This is a genomic window from Neisseria sp. RH3002v2g (genome assembly GCF_014596425.2).
Taxonomy (GTDB): Bacteria; Pseudomonadota; Gammaproteobacteria; order Burkholderiales; family Neisseriaceae; genus Neisseria.
In genome coordinates this window covers 119022-138054 of the sequence record NZ_CP110721.1, presented here as the reverse complement: position 1 = coordinate 138054, position 19033 = coordinate 119022, and the positions used below count along the sequence as shown (strand labels likewise).

At 48.2% G+C, this 19033-nt stretch carries 19 protein-coding genes; 12 read left to right on the top strand and 7 right to left on the bottom strand.

Annotated elements, in window-relative coordinates; translation table 11 throughout:
• Nucleotides 1-2: 2 nt before the first annotated feature.
• The 4 genes from hisA to hisC all read right to left on the bottom strand — a co-directional run bounded on the left by hisA (nucleotide 3) and on the right by hisC (nucleotide 3687).
• Nucleotides 3-740 (bottom strand): 1-(5-phosphoribosyl)-5-[(5-phosphoribosylamino)methylideneamino]imidazole-4-carboxamide isomerase, encoded by a 738-nt coding sequence (gene hisA / locus BBP27_RS00670; RefSeq protein ID WP_188211847.1) that lies wholly within the window; start codon nucleotides 738-740, stop codon nucleotides 3-5.
• 73 nt (nucleotides 741-813) lie between these two features.
• Nucleotides 814-1458, bottom strand: coding sequence for an imidazole glycerol phosphate synthase subunit HisH (gene hisH, locus BBP27_RS00665; protein ID WP_188211848.1), 645 nt, complete (start codon nucleotides 1456-1458; stop codon nucleotides 814-816).
• 168 nt (nucleotides 1459-1626) lie between these two features.
• Nucleotides 1627-2583 (bottom strand): imidazoleglycerol-phosphate dehydratase HisB, encoded by a 957-nt coding sequence (gene hisB, locus BBP27_RS00660; protein ID WP_188211849.1) that lies wholly within the window; start codon nucleotides 2581-2583, stop codon nucleotides 1627-1629.
• A gap of 18 nt (nucleotides 2584-2601) precedes the next feature.
• Nucleotides 2602-3687: a histidinol-phosphate transaminase gene (gene hisC, locus BBP27_RS00655; protein ID WP_188211850.1), complete on the bottom strand. Its 1086-nt coding sequence runs from the start codon at nucleotides 3685-3687 to the stop codon at nucleotides 2602-2604.
• Nucleotides 3688-3903: 216 nt separating this feature from the next.
• Here hisC and BBP27_RS00650 point away from each other — a divergent pair, with 216 nt between their 5' ends.
• From BBP27_RS00650 to rplS, 9 genes are all read left to right on the top strand, one after another.
• On the top strand, nucleotides 3904-4260 hold the full coding sequence (locus BBP27_RS00650; RefSeq protein WP_036493163.1) for a DUF2069 domain-containing protein: 357 nt from the start codon (nucleotides 3904-3906) through the stop codon (nucleotides 4258-4260).
• Nucleotides 4257-6089: a PglL family O-oligosaccharyltransferase gene (locus BBP27_RS00645; RefSeq protein WP_188211851.1), complete on the top strand. Its 1833-nt coding sequence runs from the start codon at nucleotides 4257-4259 to the stop codon at nucleotides 6087-6089. The genes BBP27_RS00650 and BBP27_RS00645 overlap by 4 nt, the downstream gene beginning before the upstream one ends.
• 206 nt (nucleotides 6090-6295) lie before the next feature.
• On the top strand, nucleotides 6296-6973 hold the full coding sequence (gene misR, locus BBP27_RS00640; protein ID WP_003748666.1) for a two-component system response regulator MisR: 678 nt from the start codon (nucleotides 6296-6298) through the stop codon (nucleotides 6971-6973).
• 15 nt (nucleotides 6974-6988) lie between these two features.
• Nucleotides 6989-8386, top strand: a complete 1398-nt coding sequence (locus BBP27_RS00635; protein ID WP_188211852.1) for a HAMP domain-containing sensor histidine kinase — start codon at nucleotides 6989-6991, stop codon at nucleotides 8384-8386.
• Between the two features lie 55 nt (nucleotides 8387-8441).
• Complete coding sequence (locus BBP27_RS00630) at nucleotides 8442-10832, top strand: bifunctional acetate--CoA ligase family protein/GNAT family N-acetyltransferase (RefSeq protein WP_188211853.1); 2391 nt, start codon at nucleotides 8442-8444, stop codon at nucleotides 10830-10832.
• Between the two features lie 75 nt (nucleotides 10833-10907).
• Nucleotides 10908-11156: a 30S ribosomal protein S16 gene (gene rpsP, locus BBP27_RS00625; protein ID WP_003684452.1), complete on the top strand. Its 249-nt coding sequence runs from the start codon at nucleotides 10908-10910 to the stop codon at nucleotides 11154-11156.
• Nucleotides 11157-11171: 15 nt separating this feature from the next.
• Nucleotides 11172-11681, top strand: coding sequence for a ribosome maturation factor RimM (gene rimM / locus BBP27_RS00620; RefSeq protein WP_036493152.1), 510 nt, complete (start codon nucleotides 11172-11174; stop codon nucleotides 11679-11681).
• Nucleotides 11681-12430, top strand: coding sequence for a tRNA (guanosine(37)-N1)-methyltransferase TrmD (gene trmD, locus BBP27_RS00615; protein WP_188211854.1), 750 nt, complete (start codon nucleotides 11681-11683; stop codon nucleotides 12428-12430). The genes rimM and trmD overlap by 1 nt, the downstream gene beginning before the upstream one ends.
• A gap of 14 nt (nucleotides 12431-12444) precedes the next feature.
• On the top strand, nucleotides 12445-12810 hold the full coding sequence (rplS, locus tag BBP27_RS00610) for a 50S ribosomal protein L19 (RefSeq protein ID WP_003679470.1): 366 nt from the start codon (nucleotides 12445-12447) through the stop codon (nucleotides 12808-12810).
• A 207-nt stretch (nucleotides 12811-13017) separates the two neighbouring features.
• On the opposite strand, the gene BBP27_RS00605 is transcribed toward rplS, so the two are convergent.
• Nucleotides 13018-14427 carry a PepSY-associated TM helix domain-containing protein gene (locus BBP27_RS00605; protein WP_188211855.1) on the bottom strand — a complete coding sequence of 470 codons (1410 nt, stop codon included), beginning with the start codon at nucleotides 14425-14427 and terminating at the stop codon, nucleotides 13018-13020.
• A gap of 344 nt (nucleotides 14428-14771) precedes the next feature.
• On the opposite strand from BBP27_RS00605, the gene greA reads away from it, so the two are divergent.
• On the top strand, nucleotides 14772-15248 hold the full coding sequence (gene greA / locus BBP27_RS00600; protein ID WP_036493143.1) for a transcription elongation factor GreA: 477 nt from the start codon (nucleotides 14772-14774) through the stop codon (nucleotides 15246-15248).
• Between the two features lie 87 nt (nucleotides 15249-15335).
• Entirely contained in the window at nucleotides 15336-15764 is a 429-nt protein-coding gene (locus tag BBP27_RS00595; protein WP_070836873.1) for a DUF4149 domain-containing protein, read from the top strand.
• Between the two features lie 139 nt (nucleotides 15765-15903).
• Here the strand turns inward: BBP27_RS00595 and BBP27_RS00590 are convergent, their stop codons facing one another.
• Entirely contained in the window at nucleotides 15904-16665 is a 762-nt protein-coding gene (locus BBP27_RS00590; RefSeq protein ID WP_188211856.1) for an OmpA family protein, read from the bottom strand.
• Between the two features lie 442 nt (nucleotides 16666-17107).
• Here BBP27_RS00590 and BBP27_RS00585 point away from each other — a divergent pair, with 442 nt between their 5' ends.
• Complete coding sequence (locus tag BBP27_RS00585; RefSeq protein ID WP_049348254.1) at nucleotides 17108-18058, top strand: CysB family HTH-type transcriptional regulator; 951 nt, start codon at nucleotides 17108-17110, stop codon at nucleotides 18056-18058.
• Nucleotides 18059-18144: 86 nt separating this feature from the next.
• Here the strand turns inward: BBP27_RS00585 and fnr are convergent, their stop codons facing one another.
• Nucleotides 18145-18879, bottom strand: coding sequence for a fumarate/nitrate reduction transcriptional regulator Fnr (fnr, locus tag BBP27_RS00580; protein ID WP_003748691.1), 735 nt, complete (start codon nucleotides 18877-18879; stop codon nucleotides 18145-18147).
• Nucleotides 18880-19033 lie beyond the last annotated feature (154 nt).

Genomic DNA, 19033 nt, shown 5'->3' with positions numbered 1-19033 from the left:
ACTTAAGCCAAAGAATCGGCCAGTTTTTGCGCCTGTGCAAAATCAATGCTTCCCTCGTAAATTGCACGGCCGGTAATCGCACCGCTCACGCCTTCTTTTTCGACGGCACACAATGCGCGGATATCATCCAAATTCGTCAAACCGCCGGAAGCGATAATCGGGATATTCACGGATTGGGCCAATTTGACGGTAGCTTCGATATTCACGCCGCTCATCATGCCGTCGCGGCCGATATCGGTGTAAATAATGCTGTTGACGCCATCATCTTCAAAACGTTGGGCCAAATCGACAACATGATGTTCCGTTACCGTTGCCCAACCGTCTATCGCCACCATGCCGTCTTTGGCATCCAAGCCGACAATAATCTGCCCCGGAAATTCCTTGCATGCTTCGCGCACAAATTCAGGATTTTTTACCGCAGCCGTGCCGATAATCACATTAGTCAGCCCCAAATCCAAATACTTTTCAATGGTTTCCAAATCACGGATGCCACCGCCAAGCTGTACCGGAATATCTTTGGCCACGGCGGCCAAAATTTCTTTAATCGCCGGAAAATTTTGAGGAACGCCTGCGAATGCGCCGTTCAAATCAACCAAATGCAAACGGCGTGCGCCTTGGTTGCGCCAATGCAAAGCCGTCTCTGCAGGCGAATCGGAAAACACCGTCGCCTGCTCCATCAAACCTTGTTTCAAGCGGACACAACGTCCTTCTTTCAAATCAATGGCAGGTATCAACAGCATTTTTTTCTCCTCTATTCAGTTTCAGTATATTTTACACAAATTAGCGATTTTTAGCAGATTTATGTTAGAAACCTCAAATCTGCCAATTTAAAAAATTCCGCAGCAGCAATAATCCCGCCTGATGGCTTTTTTCCGTGTGAAACTGTGTGGCAAACACATTGTCTTGACCGACAATGCAGGCAAATTCATTCGGATATTCGCTGACGCCTAAAACAATCTCTTCATTTTTCGGCGCAAAATAATAGCTGTGAACAAAATAAAAATACTCGTTCTGCCCAATGTCTTGAAACAAAGGATGCGGGCGGGTTTGACGTACCGTATTCCAGCCCATATGCGGCACTTTCAGACGGCCTCCTTGCGCATCGGTCTGATTGGGCAAAAACCGTTTGACTTGGCCTTCAAACCAACCCAAACCATCTGTATCGCCTTCTTCGCTGTGTTCAAACAATAATTGCGCACCTACGCAAATTCCAAAAAACGGCTTGTTTTTCAGGCCGTCTGAAACCGCCTCGCCCAAACCGCTGGCTTTCAGCGCAGACATACAGTCCGGCATGGCGCCCTGCCCCGGAAAGATAACCTTATCCGCCGCCATCACTTCTTCGGGCCGCGAAGTCAGATAAACCTCGGCATTTTGCTTGGACAAGACCTGCGCCGCCTGAACCGATTTCAACACTGAATGCAGGTTTCCCATTCCATAATCGACAATCGCTACTTTCATTGCTTCTCCTCAGGCCGTCTGAACCATTTAATGATTAATATAATAATAAGAATGATTGTAGCAAAAGATGGTTTAAAACAAAATATTGCCACCATACAAGACAAATAATAAAAGGCCGCCTGAAATCCCGATCGGTTTCAGACGGCCTTTATTCATTCACACAATGCCTTATTCTTCAGACGCAGCTTCCGCTTCTTCTTGAACAGATTCTTCGCTCAGCGTGCCTTTGGTAGAAGGCATTTGACCAATCATACGCGGATCGTATTCGACTGCCATGCGCAGGGCGCGGCCGAAGGCTTTGAAAACGGTCTCGGCTTGATGGTGCGCATTACGGCCGCTCAAGTTATCGATGTGCAAGGTCATCATGCTGTTGTTCACAAGGCCATGGAAAAATTCTTCAAACAAATCGACGTCAAAACGGCCGATCAGGGCGCGGGTAAAGTCGATGTTGTATACCAAACCGGGGCGGCCGGAAAGGTCGATGACCACACGGCTCAATGCTTCATCCAGCGGAACATAAGCATGGCCGTAACGGGTAATGCCGGCTTTATTGCCAAGCGCTTGTTTCAGGGCTTGACCCAATACGATACCGATGTCTTCAACGGTGTGATGGTCGTCAATGTGCAAATCGCCTTTGCAGGTAATATCCAAGTCAATCAAACCGTGACGCGCTACTTGAGCAAGCATATGCTCAAGGAAAGGAACGCCGATGTCAAAGCGGTATTTACCGCTACCATCAAGATTGAGGCTGACAGTGATTTGGGTTTCGCTGGTATTGCGGGTAACGGTAACAAAACGTCCCTCGGTCGAAACACCGGCATCTGCCGCTTCGGCGGTTTGTTTTTCCAAACGCGCCGCTTCAACCGCTGCTGCTTTTTCTTGGTCTTTGCTGTGATCACGGTTCAGCCAGCCTTTGCGTTTGTGCATACCGGACTCCAACTTCGCAGCCAGGCTCGGACGGATGCCGCGCGCAGACTCATCGCCTGCTTGTTGTTCCAAACGGCGTTTGAGCTGAGACAAAGAGGCGGAGTTTTCATAACCGCACGCGCGTGCAAGCTTGGTCAATGAGCCGGCTTCTTCAACCAGTAACAGAAAATTGGTCAAATGCAGTTGAGCTTTGTTCATGATAATAGTTCCTTGAAATCAAAGATTGGGGTAAAGGTTTTTAATAACGGCCAAGACGGCATCATTTTGCGCTGCCGAGCCTATGGTTATGCGGACACACTGATCCAACAGCGGATGGCTTCCATGCAGTTTTTTAATCACTATGCGGTTTTGCTTCAATGTTTCAAACAGTTCGTCCGCATCAGGAACGCGAACGGTAATAAAGTTGGCTTCGCTTGGGAAAACTTGCAAACGGTTTAATTTCGACAATTCATTCATTACGCGCGAACGCTCGTTTTTTAATGTATCTATGTTTTGTTGAATGATTGGATGATGTTTCAATGAGAATTTCGCCGCCGCCAAGCTTAATTGATTCATATTGTAAGGAGGCAGGATTTTAGCCAGCTCTCCAATAATGCCCGGGCTTGCCGCCGCATACCCCATCCGCAATCCGGCAAAACCGATTTTGCTGATGGTGCGCATTACGACCAGATTTTCAACTTCTCCCGCCCACGGAAGGAAACTGTCATGATGAAATGCGCCATATGCCTCATCAACAACCACAATGCCGGTTGCCGCACGAACAACCGCCTCTACTTCTTCTCGTTTAAAGCACACGCCGGTAGGGTTATTGGGATAGGCAATAAAAATTAATGACGGCTGATGTTGCTCAATCTCGGACAAAACGGCAGAAAGATTTAAAGTGAAGTCCGGATTTAAGGGAACGCCGACATATTTCATGCCATAAAGCGCGGCATTATGACGATACATAACAAAACTTGGCTCAATACCCAATACACACGCATTGGGTTTGGCAACCAGCATAGTCAAAAACTGGATAAGCTCGTCGGAGCCGTTGCCCAATGCGATTTCCGCCTTGCCGGGAATACCGAAGACTTCCCTTAATTCTTCATAAATCCCGCTCTTGGCCGTATGAGGATACAAATGAATCGGGGCTTCTTTTACTATATCCGCCCATTCTGACAACAAAGATTCATATCCGGCGAAAGGATGATGCGGACACTCCATGGCGTCCAACTTAATAAAACCTTCCGGCAAATCGGCAACCTGATAGGCTGTCATTACTTTAATATCATCACGGATAACGTCAGCAACGCGATTCATGGTTTTCTATCCTCCTGAGATAAAGCGTCTATAATAATAGCACAATCTTTATTTGATAAATATATTAATAAGACTATAAAACAGGATAAAGTTTCATTAATTTAAAGAAAAACAATAAATTCTTTCTTGAATATCCTTAAGCAATATTCTTGGCTCCCCCTGCATTTTTAGCGGTATAATTTCAAGTTTTCCAGTACGGCTTACGCCCTTTATATTGTGAACAATACTCGCTCCCCGTTACCTTATCTTGCAACTTCCATAAGCCTTATCCTTTTGATTTTGCTTTCCTTATCATGGGAATTATGGATCGCACCATTGCGCGAAGGCGGCTCATGGCTGGCATTGAAAGCTCTGCCTTTGTGCCTGCCGTTGACCGGCATTTTGAAAAAACGCATCTACACTTACCAATACAGCTCCATGCTGATTCTGATTTACTTTGCTGAAGCCTGTATGCGCCTGGCAGACACGGCTCTCGCCAGCCGGATTTGCGCCGCTATTTCCGTATTATTGTGCATTACCTTTTTTCTCGGCTGCCTTGCATTTATCAAACAACAAAAACACACATCAAAATGACCTACCACACACTTTCAGACGGCCTGGCCGAATCTTCAGTAAAAACCTTTTGGCCTTTATGGCTCAGCTTTATTTGGATTTGCGCCATCCCTTTTCTTTCACTCTACCGAGTCGGCCCACTACCCAGCTTTTATCTGGAAGCCATTTCACTGAGCGGCTCATTGGTACTGACATTGATTAGCGCACACAAAGGCCTGCTGAATACCCGCCTTCCCGCACTCAGCATCGGTTTGTTTGCCATAGCTGCATTCTGGTCGCTCCAAGCGCGCTTCATGCATTCCACCTACCCCGGTATGAGCGACATCACTGCCTGGACCTTTGTCATTTTGGCGCTGGGTGCATGGTCGGTTCGCGGCTGGGTAGCAGCTTACGGACAAGAACGCGTCGTCAGCATCTTTGCTTGGTCTTTATTGATAGGGGCAACCATACAGGCCGCCATCGTCTGGCTGCAATTTAAAGGCTGGTCCAACGTAGAATGGTTGAACGGCATCATTGCCCGAAGCAACGGCACCGTAAACGGCCAACTCGGCCAGCGCAACCACTTGGGACATTATTTAATGTGGGGCATTTTGGCGGCATCCTATTTATGGACGGCACGTAAAATGTCCAATACAGCAGGTTTTCTGTTCGTATTGGCTTTGACCGCAACCCTCGGCCTGGTCAACTCACGCACCATCTTAGGCTACATCGCCGCCCTATTTCTGATTACGCCGTTATGGTTTTGGCGTACCCGTTTCCAACACAAACGCGCACTGTGCATTTTCCTTCTGACCGCCATCCTGGCCGCCGCTTTCCAATTCGGTATGGGCAGCCTGTTGGACTTGTTTGGCAACGTCAAATACGAAACCGCTGTCGAACGCGCAGGCACCAGCGGTTTTGAAGGTTCCATGCGCCAAATCGAATGGAGCAAGGCATGGATTGCCTTTCAATCCGCACCTTGGTTCGGCCACGGCTGGAACAGCTTTGCCCAGCAAACCTTCCTGATCAATGCCCAACAACAATACTTCCCCAACAACATCCTCGGCGTACTGTTTACCCATTCGCACAACATCGTCATGCAGTTATTGTCCGAAATGGGCATTGCCGGCACCTTGCTTGCAGCCTTAACCCTGCTTGCAGCAGTATGGCGACTATTGGGCAAAAACCAAACACCGGCCTCGCTGTTTTTACTGACTGCCGCCGCCGTCAGCCTTTGCCACAGCATGCTCGAATATCCGCTTTGGTATATCTACTTCCTCACCGTATTCAGCCTGATTCTGTCGTTGACACCTTCTTATCTGAAAGATGTTTCAGACGGCCCTTTATCTAGCCGAATCAGACAGTGGGCAGGTGGTATAGCCGCTTTATCGATTTTAATCGGCATGGCAAACCTCAGCTGGGAATATCAAAATCTGACCCAATATAGCCGTGTAGGGAAAACCGATGATCAGCAAACGGTTCAAAACAAAATCGACGGCTTGCAACGACTTTCCAAAGAAAGCCCCATGCTTGCCTATTACGCCGATTTGAGCTTGAGCAAACGTGCAGATCCGACCGATGCCTACATCCGTCCGTGGGCGGAAGAAGCCGCACTCAAAGCCCTGACCTACCGCCCCTACTCCAGCGCCTACCAAGTCGGCCTTTACCTCTACCGGCAAGGCAAAAAAGAAGAAGGTGCGCAATGGATGCAGGCCATGCAATATTATTACCCTTATATGATGTATTTCTACGCTGACAAAATACGCAGCCACCCGGCATTCGCCCCCTTGCTGCCCAAACTTTTGTCCGATTGCAAAGATTTCATTAACGCACCGAAACACCAAACCGCCCAATCATGCGACAAACCCTGAACAAAACACACCCAATTGTCAGTTTGTCCTTACAGGCCGTCTGAAAATGTAAAGAGCAGCGAGTTTCTATGCAAAAAAGCGCAAAAGCACAGAAAATTACGCTATCAACAAAAGCAGATTGCATGTTAAGATTGAACACAACTCTATTTTAAGCGCCGTACTGCCATTTAGTACCGCAGCGCATACAATCACGAAAAGGAAATTCCATGAGTCGCGTATTACTCGTAGATGACGATGCTCTCTTGACCGAATTGCTGACCGAATACCTGACTGCCGAAGGCCTCAACGTTCACAGCGTTCCCGACGGCGAAGCCGGCGTTCAAGAAATTCTGACCGGACAATACGATGTCGTCGTATTAGACTCCATGATGCCTAAAATGAACGGTTTGGACGTACTGAAAAACGTACGTACCCAAAGCACCGTGCCCATAATCATGCTGACCGCGAAAGGCGACGACATCGACCGCATCATCGGTCTGGAAATGGGCGCGGACGATTATGTTCCGAAACCATGCACACCGCGCGAACTCTTGGCCCGCATCAACGCCATCCTGCGCCGTGCGCAACACAGCAACGAACAAAACAACGCGCCCAACAGCATTTCTGTCAGCGACGTCGTTTTGTACCCGGCCAAACGCCAAGCCAGCATCAAAGACACTCCGCTCGAGTTGACCAGCACCGAATTCAACCTGCTCGAAGTTTTGATGCGCCACGCCGGACAAGTCGTCAGCAAAGAGACCCTGTCCATCGAGGCACTCGACCGCAAACTGGCTAAATTTGACCGCAGCATCGACGTACACATCTCCAGCATCCGCCACAAATTGGGCGATGCCTCCCTGATTCAAACTGTACGCGGCTTAGGCTACCTGTTTGTTAAAAACTAAAGATTAAACAGATCAATGAAACTGTTTCAACGCATCTTCGCCACATTTTGCGCAGTCATCGTCTGCGCAATCTTTGTGGCGAGTTTTTCATTTTGGCTGGTACAAAACACCCTCGCCGAAAACCAATTCAACCAACGCCGCACCATCGAAACCACATTGATGAGCAGCATCATCTCCGCGTTCAACTCGCGCGGAGACAGCGGTGCGCGCGAAATTCTTTCGGAATGGAAAAACAATCCGGTTTCCAATGCCGTTTATGTGATTACCGGCGACGATAAAAAAGATATTTTAGGCCGCAACATCGACAGCCTGTCCATCGAACGCGCCCGCATCTTTGCCATCAACAATCCCGAATCCGATTTAGCCCACATTGAATACGACCGTTTCGGCGAAGAATACCTCTTCTTCATTAAAGGCTGGGACAACCATCAAGCCCAACGCCTGCCCAGCCCGCTTTTCATTCCCGGCCTGCCGCTTTCGCCGATTTGGCACGAATTTATCATTCTGTCTTTCATCATCATCGTCGGCCTCTTGATGGCATATATCCTTGCCAACAACATCACCAAGCCCATTAAAATTCTTGGCGGCGGTATGGACAGGGTAGCCAACGGCGAACTCGAAACACGCATTTCCCAGCAGGTTGACGACCGTGACGACGAATTGTCCCACCTTGCCGTACAGTTCGACAAAATGGCCGAAAAATTGGAAAAACTTGTGGCCAAAGAGCGTCATTTGCTCCACCACGTTTCTCATGAAATGCGTTCGCCGCTGGCGCGCATGCAGGCAATTGTCGGCCTGATTCAATCTCAGCCGCAAAAACAAGAGCAATACCTCAAGCGGCTTGAAGGCGAATTGATGCGCATGGATACTTTGGTAGGTGAATTATTGACCCTCTCCCGCCTAGAGACTTCCAATATTCCTTTAGAAAAAGAAAACCTCAAACTCGTTCCGTTCCTGACCAACTTGATTGAGGACAACCAAAGCATTGCCCACCAAAACAATCAAAGCGTTACCCTGAGCATTGACCCTAAAATCCCTGAAAATGCCGTGATCAGTGCCAACGAAGGCTATTTGTACCGCGCCTTTGACAACGTTATCCGCAACGCCATCAACTACAGTCCGGAAGGCAGTACCATTCAGGCCCATATCGGACAAGACGGCAAACACTGGATTATCGATGTTACCGACAACGGCCCGGGTGTCGATGAAATGCAGCTTCCGCATATTTTTACCGCCTTTTATCGTGCCGACTCCAGCGCACACAAACCCGGCACCGGCTTGGGACTTGCCTTGACGCAACACATCATGGAGCAGCACTGCGGCAAAATCATTGCTGAAAATATCAAACCCAACGGCCTGAGGATGCGTTTCATCCTTCCCAAAAAGAAAGCCGGAGACAAAAAAGAAGCCTAAAAATAAGGCCGTCTGAAACTCTTCAGACGGCCCAAAACACAAATAAGGAACCATCATGAATGCAACCGTCCAAACCGGCTACTTCTTCATGCCCGAACACATCATCCTTGTCGGCGCCAGCGAACGTCCGCACAGCCTTGGCGAACGCATTTTCAGCCACCTGCTCGGTTCCTCATATCAAGGCAAAATCACGCCCGTCAATCTCCGCCACAGCAGCGTCGCCGGCCTCCCTTCCTACTCCAGCCTCAGCAAAATTCCAGGCCAGGCCGACCTAGTTGTCGCCGTCATCCCGCACGACCATTACGACACACTGTTCAAAGCCTGCCGCAAAAAAGGCCTGCGCCACATTATCCTGATCCAAGATTGGGAGAACCTGCCGCCCGAATCCTGCAAAAACGCCCGTTCCATCATTCAAAAATATCATGGCGACGAATTAAACATCAGCGTATGCAACAGCGCAGGCGTCCAACTTCCCTCACTCAATCTCAATATCGGCACCCAAGCCGACTATCCGGCCGGCCATATCGCATTACTCACCGGCCACAGCACTGTCAGCCGCAACATCAACCATCTGCTAAACACAATACATCAAGGCGTATCGCGCCACATCAGCCTCAACTACAACCTAAGCCCCACCACATCAGCCGACTGGCTCAACCGCTTCGGCCACAACCGCCATACCAAAGTTGCCGTCATCCACTACAATCCGGCCGAAAACCAACGCGAGCTGTTCAGCGCCATCCGACACTTTACACGCCACACCCCGCTTATCCTGTTGTCCACACATTACACCGACGACACAGACAAAGCCGTCCTACACAGCCTCAGCCGCCATTGCAACTTCCTGCCGGTATTCAATATCAACGAACTCGAAGCAGCCTTAAAAGCCCATCTTTCCGGCATTCCCGTCATTACCCATCCCACTATTTTGTCCGATACGCCGATAGAATGGCTGCGCAGCACCGCCGATGCCTGCCAATTGACCCTCAACCTTCCAACCGACGCACCATCCATCCAACAAGGCTGCATCGGCAGCGACCCCACACCCGCACGCATCCACCGCCTGGCACTCGAACAATTGCAAAATCCGCACACCCAAGCCCTGCTCGGCATTATTTCGCCGGACACGCCGGACGCGTACGGCATTCATCAAACTCTGGATAATTTGGCACAAAAAACCAGCAAGCCCATTCTCATCAGCCATCATTTTTCAGACGACCTAACCCGGTTCAATACCCCGGAAGAAGCCTTGCTGACACTTTATTTCCGCAATCAAACCGCCTGTTTGCAACAAGCGCAAAACACCCCCGCCCCGGCCAAAACAGGCCGTCTGAAAACGCCTAAAAACAAAAGTATCGATAAAGCCATTGCATCCGGCCAAACCGAACTGATGGCGGAAGCCCTATACCTGCCTCCGTGCCAAACCCAAAAGCACAATGCCGTTCAATTCCGATTCAGCCGTCATCCCATTTACGGCAATATCCTGACCGCCCATTACAACGGCCAAACCCAAGCCGCATTACCGCCCTTTACCACGCTCGATATCCAGCGTTTAAGCCAATTTGCAGAACTTGACAACACTTCCGTTCTCAATCAATTTCTGCATTCCCTAAACACGCTTATCCACAACAATCAGCATATCGGCGACATTATCCTCAACTACAACGACAGCCAATACAGCAGCACCATCATTCCCGAAATTGTGGAAAAACCAGCCGCGCCAACAACCAAAATCCCCAAAAAAGCCGTCCAAACCTTAGAACAGGCCGCCGCCAAAATGCAAAGTGCCGCCGCCTACCTCCAACAAAAAAATCCGGCCGCAGCCGAGTTTCTACGCAACACCGGAGAAGCCGCGTCCGAACTGCTGCACCCTAAAACCGAAACACCCGAAATACAAAACGTACTCGCCCCCTACCCGAACCAAACCGACACATTCGTCCTGCCCGACGGCAACACCCTGCACATTCGCGCACTAGAGCCTGAAGATGCCGAAGCCAAACAAAAATTTGTCCGCCAATTACCTGCGGCCGACCGCTATACGCGCTTCATGACCCACACCAACGAATTGCCGCAGCCCACACTCGCACGGCTGACCCGCCCCGATTTCCATACCGAATGCGCGTGGGCAGCCTTCGCTTCAGACGGCCGTATCGTCGCAGTCAGCCGTTACAGCCGCATCAATCGTAATGAGTGCGAGTTCGGCATTACTTTAGCACCTGAAGCACGCAAAACCGGTTTGGCAGGCAAAATGATGAGCCTCATTATCCAAACTGCCACACAGCAAGGTTACCAAACCATGAATGCGGAAATCCTCAAAGAAAACACACCGATGCTCAAACTCGCTGAAAAATCAGGATTTACCGTTACCCCGTCGGAAACCGACCGCGGACTGTATCAAGCAAGCCTCGATCTGAACGCATGGCAAAACAGCAACAAAAACAAATAAAAACTTGCATAACTCGTGTGAAATATCCTAAAATTAGCGGTTTCTATATATCCGCATTTTTCAAAAGGACTCAAAATGGTAGTTATCCGTTTGGCTCGCGGCGGCTCAAAACACCGCCCTTTCTTCAACGTAGTCGTAACTGACTCTCGCAACCGTCGTGACGGCCGCTTCATCGAGCGCGTAGGTTTCTACAACCCCGTTGCCAACGAAAAACAAGAACGCGTACGTTTCGACGCAGACCGCATCAACCACTGGGTCGCTCAAGGCGCGAAAGTTAGCGATGCAGTTGCCAAACTGATTAAAGAGCAAAAAATCGCTGCTTAATCAGCTGAAACGACCATGACAGACACTCAAAAACGGGTAGCCATGGGCTACATCAAAGGCGTATTCGGCATTAAAGGCTGGCTTAAAATCGCCGCCAATACCGAATACACCGACAGCCTGCTGGACTACCCAGAGTGGCAGTTATGCAAGGATGGCAAAACCCTGAATGTCACGCTTGAAACAGGTAAAATTGTCAATGGCGAACTTCAGGTCAAATTTGAAGGTATAGACGATCGCGATCAAGCATTTGCCTTGCGCGGCTATACCATCGAAATTCCCAGAGAGTCATTCGCCCCTACTGAGGAAGACGAATACTACTGGGCAGATTTAGTCGGCATGACCGTCATCAACAAAGAAAACATCGTCCTCGGCAAAGTCAGCAACCTGATGGAAACCGGCGCGAATGATGTTTTGATGATTAAAGGCGAACACGGACAAATCCTGATTCCCTTCGTCTCCAACTATATCGAATCTGTCGATACCGACAGCAAAACCATTATCGCCGACTGGGGTTTGGACTACTGATGCTGATTCAAGCCATCACCATTTTTCCAGAGATGTTCGACAGTATTGTCGAATATGGCGTTACAGGCAGGGCAAGAAAACAAAACCTTTGGCAGTTTCAAGCCATTAATCCCCGAAAATTTGCCGACAACAAACTTGGCTATATTGATGATCGCCCCTTCGGAGGCGGCCCGGGAATGATTATGATGGCACCGCCGCTTCAAGCGGCAATCGAAGAAGCCAAAACAAACTCGCCAAAACCGGCCAAAGTAATTTATCTCAGTCCGCAAGGTCAGCCGCTGACACACAAAAAAGCCGCAGAACTTGCCGAACTACCCCATCTTATCCTTCTATGCGGACGCTATGAAGGCATAGATGAAAGACTGTTGCAACGCAGTGTGGACGAAGAAATCAGCATTGGCGACTTTGTTGTCTCGGGCGGTGAATTACCTGCTATGATGTTGATGGATGCCGTCTTAAGATTGGTACCGGGTGTATTGGGCGATATACAGTCAGCCGAACAAGACTCGTTTTCAGACGGCCTTTTAGACTGTCCTCATTACACCAAACCCGTAGAATTCCAAGGCATGATGGTTCCTGATGTCTTACGTTCAGGAAATCATGGCTTGATTGCCGAGTGGCGATTAAAACAATCGCTGCGACGCACCTTAGAGCGCCGACCCGATTTATTGGAAAAGCGCAGTTTAATCCCAAAGGAATCCCGCCTCTTAAAAGAAATCTTGCAAGAGCAACAGGAAATCCAATCATAACTTAGGAAAAACAAATGAACTTGATTCAACAATTAGAGCAAGAAGAAATCGCTCGCTTGAACAAAGAAATCCCTGAATTCGCTCCAGGCGACACCGTTGTCGTATCTGTACGCGTGGTTGAGGGTTCTCGCAGCCGTCTGCAAGCATACGAAGGTGTGGTTATCGCTCGCCGCAACCGTGGTCTGAACAGCAACTTCATCGTTCGCAAAATCTCTAGCGGCGAAGGTGTAGAACGTACTTTCCAACTGTACTCTCCTACCGTAGAAAAAATCGAAGTTAAACGCCGTGGTGACGTACGTCGCGCCAAACTGTACTACTTGCGTGGCCTGACCGGTAAAGCAGCTCGTATTAAAGAAAAATTGCCTGCTCGCAAAGGTTAATAGCTTTCATCAAAAACCCACTTCAATGAAGTGGGTTTTTTGTTTTTATACAAGATCTCCTCGTCTTTCTTACACAATCCTGTAAGCCAATCACAATTCCCATCTCACGCATAAACTTAAACAGAATCATAACCCCCTACTTTTGACCTTTATAAAAAAGGCCGTCTGAAACAAAAGATTCAGACGGCCTTGAATCACATCGGGCGGTTATTTAAACCATCTTGTCAATGCTGGGATACGCGACAACAACAGTGTATCCAAAATCCAAATAATAGCGATTGCGGCAATGGCTGTTGGAAAAATCACAGCCAAAATTAGAAGTGGCACAGCCATTGCCCACCATACCGGCAATTTGATTTTCTGCGCAGGAGGAACCAAACCTCGCGCTTCCGAAGGACGACGTTTCCACCACATTACACAACCGCTGACACAGATAAAAATAATCGCCAGGCAGAACACAACATTCGCCAACACGCTCCACCAGCCCAGCGTACCCATATGCAAAGCAATGCTTGCTGCCATGAACTTGCCAAACCAGTTGTAATCGTCAAAATGAATATCCGCCAGGATTTTGCCACTGTATTGATCAATGTGTACCGTACGATCCGCAGCCGGACTAATCATATCGTAGCTCATTGAGTCTTGCGACAGCGTCCATACGCCGATTTCGCCTTTAGGCAGGTTCAACTGATAGCGGCCTTTGAAGCCAATTTCGCGCGCAAAGCGGTCAACCGTTTCCAAAGTCATCGGCTCGCTCGGATTAATGCAGTTTTCGCCCAGTGTCGTACCGGAAACCGGCATAGGCGTCAGCTCTAAAATCCACGGTACTTCTTTGGATTTGCTATCATTCAACACATCGCCATGAGTTGGCACAGAAGATACCGGATTAGGCTCCACGCCCCATTTACCGGCTGGGAATTGGCTCCATGCCTGAACCACTTTACCGCCCCAAATACCTGCCCAAGCAATACCAGAAAAACAGAACAGCAGCAAAATCAAAGAAACCCAAGAGCCAACCGCGCCGTGCAGGTTACGCCACCAGGAACGGCCTTTTCCTGCTTTAGGTAAAAGAACGGCCTTCAGACTACGCTGTTTTACCCACCACAAATAAATACCGGTCACAATCATGATGATGGTTAGCGACGCAGCAGTTTCCAACAGGTAGTCACCAGTCGCACCCATCATCATGTCGCCGTGGATTTCGTCCATCGTGTGATACCAGCCTTGACCGCGCGGCATCGTATTCACGACTTTTGCCGTATAAGGATCAACGGCAACCATAGTGGCTTTATCGTCGTTGTTCACACGAAATACGGCCACCATATCATCTGCGCGCGGCGCAATATACTGCACCACAGAAGCAGTTTCCGGATTCACAAACTGTCTGGCGGCTTCAGCCTGAGCCGACAAAGGCTGCACCACTGCTTGCGGCGTAACATGTATCCGCTCGCCCTCTTTACCGGTGATATTGGCAAATAGCAGCATTCCCAACCCTGTAACAGCCAGCAGGGTTAAAAACGGCGCGACCAAAAGTCCGGCATAAAAATGCCATCGCCAAACAGTCAAATAACGGCGGTTAGCCTGTTGTTCATTTTGGGAAGTTGGTTTTGTTTCCATATATTCTCTTTATATAATTAAAGTAGACTAATCCTTAAGGATTATTAACGGACATTTTAATTAAAACCATTCATTTACGAAACCGTTTTTCAAGCGCAGCTTTGAAATACTTCAATATTTAGTTTGCAGGCCGTCTGAAAAAACAAAATAGACAGAAAACAACACTTTACTGAAAACCCATTTTAATCATTGCGGTTTCGGCAGAATTTGGTAGAATACAGGCATTACTTATTTATTCATCAAGCCGCCAAGCTTTGGCGGCTTGTATTTTTATTTCCAATCCGGCTCCCGCGCGTGGCCGGATAAAATTTTAAAAGCATCATCATGCTTTCATGGAGAACTCAATGCAAAAAATCCCTTTGACCGTCCGTGGTGCAGAATTGTTGAAACAAGAACTTCAACACCTCAAAAGCGTAGCACGCCCAGAAGTCATCGAAGCCATCGCCGAAGCACGCTCACACGGCGACTTGTCTGAAAACGCAGAATACGAAGCCGCCAAAGAGCGTCAAGGCTTTATCGAAGGCCGTATTGCCGAGCTGGAACACAAACTCTCTATGGCCCACATCATCAATCCTGCCGAAATCCATGCTGAAGGAAAAATCGTATTCGGCACAACAGTAACACTGGAAGATTTGGAAACCGAAGAACAGGTTACCTACCAAATCGTCGGTGAAGATGAAGCAGACATTAAAGAACGCAAAATCTACGTTGGCTCCCCAATTGCCCGTGCCTTGATCGGAAAAGAAGAAGGCGACGTTGCAGAAGTTCAAGCCCCCGGCGGCGTGCGTGAATATGATATTATTTCCGTACAATACATCTAAATAAACTCAAGGCCGTCTGAAAACGTTTTCAGACGGCCTTTTGTTACACCATCACAACTAAAACAGAATTTCCCAAAGAGAAACCAGATGAGTCTACCCTACAAAATCACTCAAACCGCTGCTGCCATTTGGCTAGGCATGCAACTGACAGCAGGCTATATTGTCGCCCCCATCCTATTCCATCTCCTGCCTAAGATGCTGGCAGGAGAAATCGCCGGCATTTTGTTTGCCATTACTGCAATATGCGGCTTAGTTATTTTTGGCGCAGCCTATGCCTTTTTCAGACGGCAACTGGCCTCCCTCTCTTGGTGGGTTTTGGTACTTTGGCTACTCTTAGCCTGTAATCATCTTTTGGTTACGCCGGTTATTGAGGCGCACAAGTACGGACTGGATAACTGGCTCTTGTCCCTAGTAGGCGGAACATTCGGCATTTGGCATGGCTTATCCAGTATTATTTTTTTAATCTGTACGATACTGGCAGCTATGTGCGTATGGAAATGGCCCAGGCCAAACTAAACTGTTTTAATGAAAGGCCGTCTGAAAATAAATCTTTCAGACGGCCCTTCTTATTTTGAAATCACGAATTATCTTGATTACTCAAATACAAGCCATAAAGAAATGCCCCGCATATCGCAGGGCATTTTTCACAAACCGATTAAGGTTTAGCGTAACCGTGAACGCCATTGTAAGGAGCTGGGATCCAACCTTCATCAGTAGCAGGCAATTCGCCTTGACCTTCGATAGTTTGGCCTGGAGCAACTTGACGAGTGACAACGCTGCGGATTTTAACATCAACGCGACGGTCAGGTTCGATACAAGCGATAAGAGCAGCACGTTTCTTAGCTTTAGAAACTTTTTTGCCCAGTTTAGCAACTTCAGCTTCACAAGTAGCAGTCATGCGAGCTTGAGATTCGCCCAGACCTACTGCAGAGATTTTGCTAGAAGCAACGCCATGACCTACCAAGTAGTTAGCAACTACGTTAGCACGACGCTCAGACAGAGCTTGGTTGTATTGTTCAGAACCCATGAAGTCAGTGTGACCTTCAACACGTACGGTTTGTACGCTTTCGTTGCTCAGGCGTTGAGCCAAAGAGTCCAGGTTTTCTTGAGCTTCAGGACGCAGGTTGTCTTTGTCGAAGCCGAACAGAGTTTTAGTAGACAGAGAAACAGTTTCATCAACATACTCAGGATCTTGTTGTACAGGAGCAACTGCTTCGCGGTCACCACATTCAACACGGCCTTGGGTAGCTTTGTCGAAGTAGCTGTTTTTCCAGCATTCGCCGTAGTTGTTACGGACGATTTCTTGAGATTGGCTGCTTACGGTGTAACCGTGTTTGGTATGCGCTTCGCTGGCCATTGCGGTGCCAGAGGCAACCAAGGCAACGAACAATGCGCTTAATTTCAGCTGTTTGGTCATTTTATTCCCTCATCAAATTGTTATGCGGCGGACTAGGAAAGCAACCGCTGCAAAGTACCAATATACAGGCCGCAGTATCAAAACAGCGGCAAATCGGATATATCAGGTTGCACTATAAAGAAGCGCAAGGCAAACTGTCAATACTCGATGCCTTCAAACAATTATGAAGTGCCTGCTTCCTAGTAGTTAATCATGCCGAAAAATCAATCTTGTGTCATTAATTTAGGGCAAAATCAGCCAATTCATCCGCCTAAAGTTGTACAAAAACAACAAAATTTCATCCTCCCTTCATTCACAGATTTCCTGTTTTCATATCATTAAAAGATATTTTCATTAAAAACAACCGTTTTCAAAACTCAGGGCAAAACCGGGCAAAATATGTTAAATTACAGACCGTTTGTCGCACAAAATCCACAATAACAACGTATCCGATACTGCTACCATGAAACTGCAACAATTACGTTACGCCCTTGAAGTTTACCGGCACAATCTGAATGTCTCCGAGGCTGCCGATGCGCTTTTTACATCCCAGCCCGGCATTTCCAAACAAATCCGCCTGCTTGAAGAAGAATTGGGTATCCAAATTTTTATCCGCAGTGGCAAGCGTGTGGTTTCCGTTTCGCAACCGGGCAAAGCCGTGTTAGAGATTTCGGAACGGATTTTGCGTGATGTACAGAACATTAAAAATATCGGCAGCGAATTTACCGATCATGACAGCGGCTCCCTGACCATTGCCACGACGCACACCCAGGCGCGTTATGCATTGCCTAAAATCGTTGCAGAATTTGTGAAAAACTACCCTAAGGTCAATTTGACCATCAAACAAGGCAGCCCTTCCGCTATTGCCCAAATGGTCAGCAGCGGAGAAGCAGATTTGGCAATTATTACCGAACGCATTGACGATCATCCCGAGTTGGGCAAACTACCCTGCTATGAATGGAACCATGCCGTCATTGTTCCGCACGACCACCCGCTTTTAGACTGCCGCAATCCTTTAAGCCTTGAAGATTTGGCTTCTTTTCCGCTGGTTACTTACGAATTTGCGTTCAACTCCGGCAGCAGCATTGCGCGTACCTTTAATAAAGCGCATATTGAGCAACCTGATGTTGCCTTATCGGCTGCCGATACGGATGTATTGAAAACGTATGTACGCTTAGGCTTAGGCGTGGGTTTGATGGCCAAAATGGCGTACGATCCCGTTGTCGATCAAGATTTGCAGCTGATTGATGCGGCGCACTTATTTGAGCCGTCGCCCACCTGGATAGCCTTACGCACCGACACTTACCTGCGTGGTTATGCCTATGATTTTATACAGATGTTTGCACCAAAACTGACCCGCGAAGCGGTTGACCGCATTCTGTACACGCCGGTCGTTGAAGACTTTTCAATTTAACATCTAACTATCACTTGCGTAACTTAACAATTATTCTTTAACTTTTGTTAAAAAGGCCGTCTGAACAATTTCAGACGGCCTCAGATTCAGATAGCGTGCGAACAACCGGAAACCATTTTCTTCAAGGTTGTCGCATCTAAGATTTTGATGTGCTTGTGTTCAACCGAAATCAAGCCTTCGTGATGGAATTTGGATAAGGTGCGGCTGACCGTTTCCAGTTTCAGCCCTAAATAGCTGCCGATCTCCTCACGCGACATTCGCAGGATAAAATCGTTGGCGGCAAAACCTCGGGAATAGAGACGCTGAGACAAGTTAAGCAAAAATGCGGCCAAACGCTCTTCGGCGCGCATATTACCCAAAAGCAACATCACGCCCTGATCTCGGACAATTTCACGGCTCATCAAGCGGAAAAAGTGAGAGCGGAGGCTGGGAATATCCTGACCGAGTTCTTCAATGTGCGTAAACGGAAGCTCGCATACTTCGCTGTCTTCCAAAGCCACAGCATCACAACTATGAATATGGGAACAAATCCCATCCATCCCGATCAGCTCGCCCGACATAAAAAAGCCGGTTACCTGATCCCGTCCGTCTTGGCTGGCGACTGTTGTCTTAAAGAAGCCCGCACGGATGGCAAATAAAGAGGTAAACGGCTCGCCGGCACGAAATAAGTACTCGCCTTTTTTCAGACGGCGGCTTTGACGGATAACCGCATCCAATTGTAAAAATTCGTTAGGCATTAGTCCGACAGGCAAACACAGTTCGCGTAAAGAACATGTGGAACACAAGGTTTTCATTTGATGTGTTGCATTGTGTGTAGCCATAACGCACCTTTAATTTGCTTAGTTCTCTCAATCCCTGATTAAGCCGAATAACTATTGACCCATGTCAAAGTCGGCATATCATTATGAGGCATTCTACCAAACTATCGAAATTTTGACTAAAATTTTCCCTAATTTCCTTACCTCATACTACAAG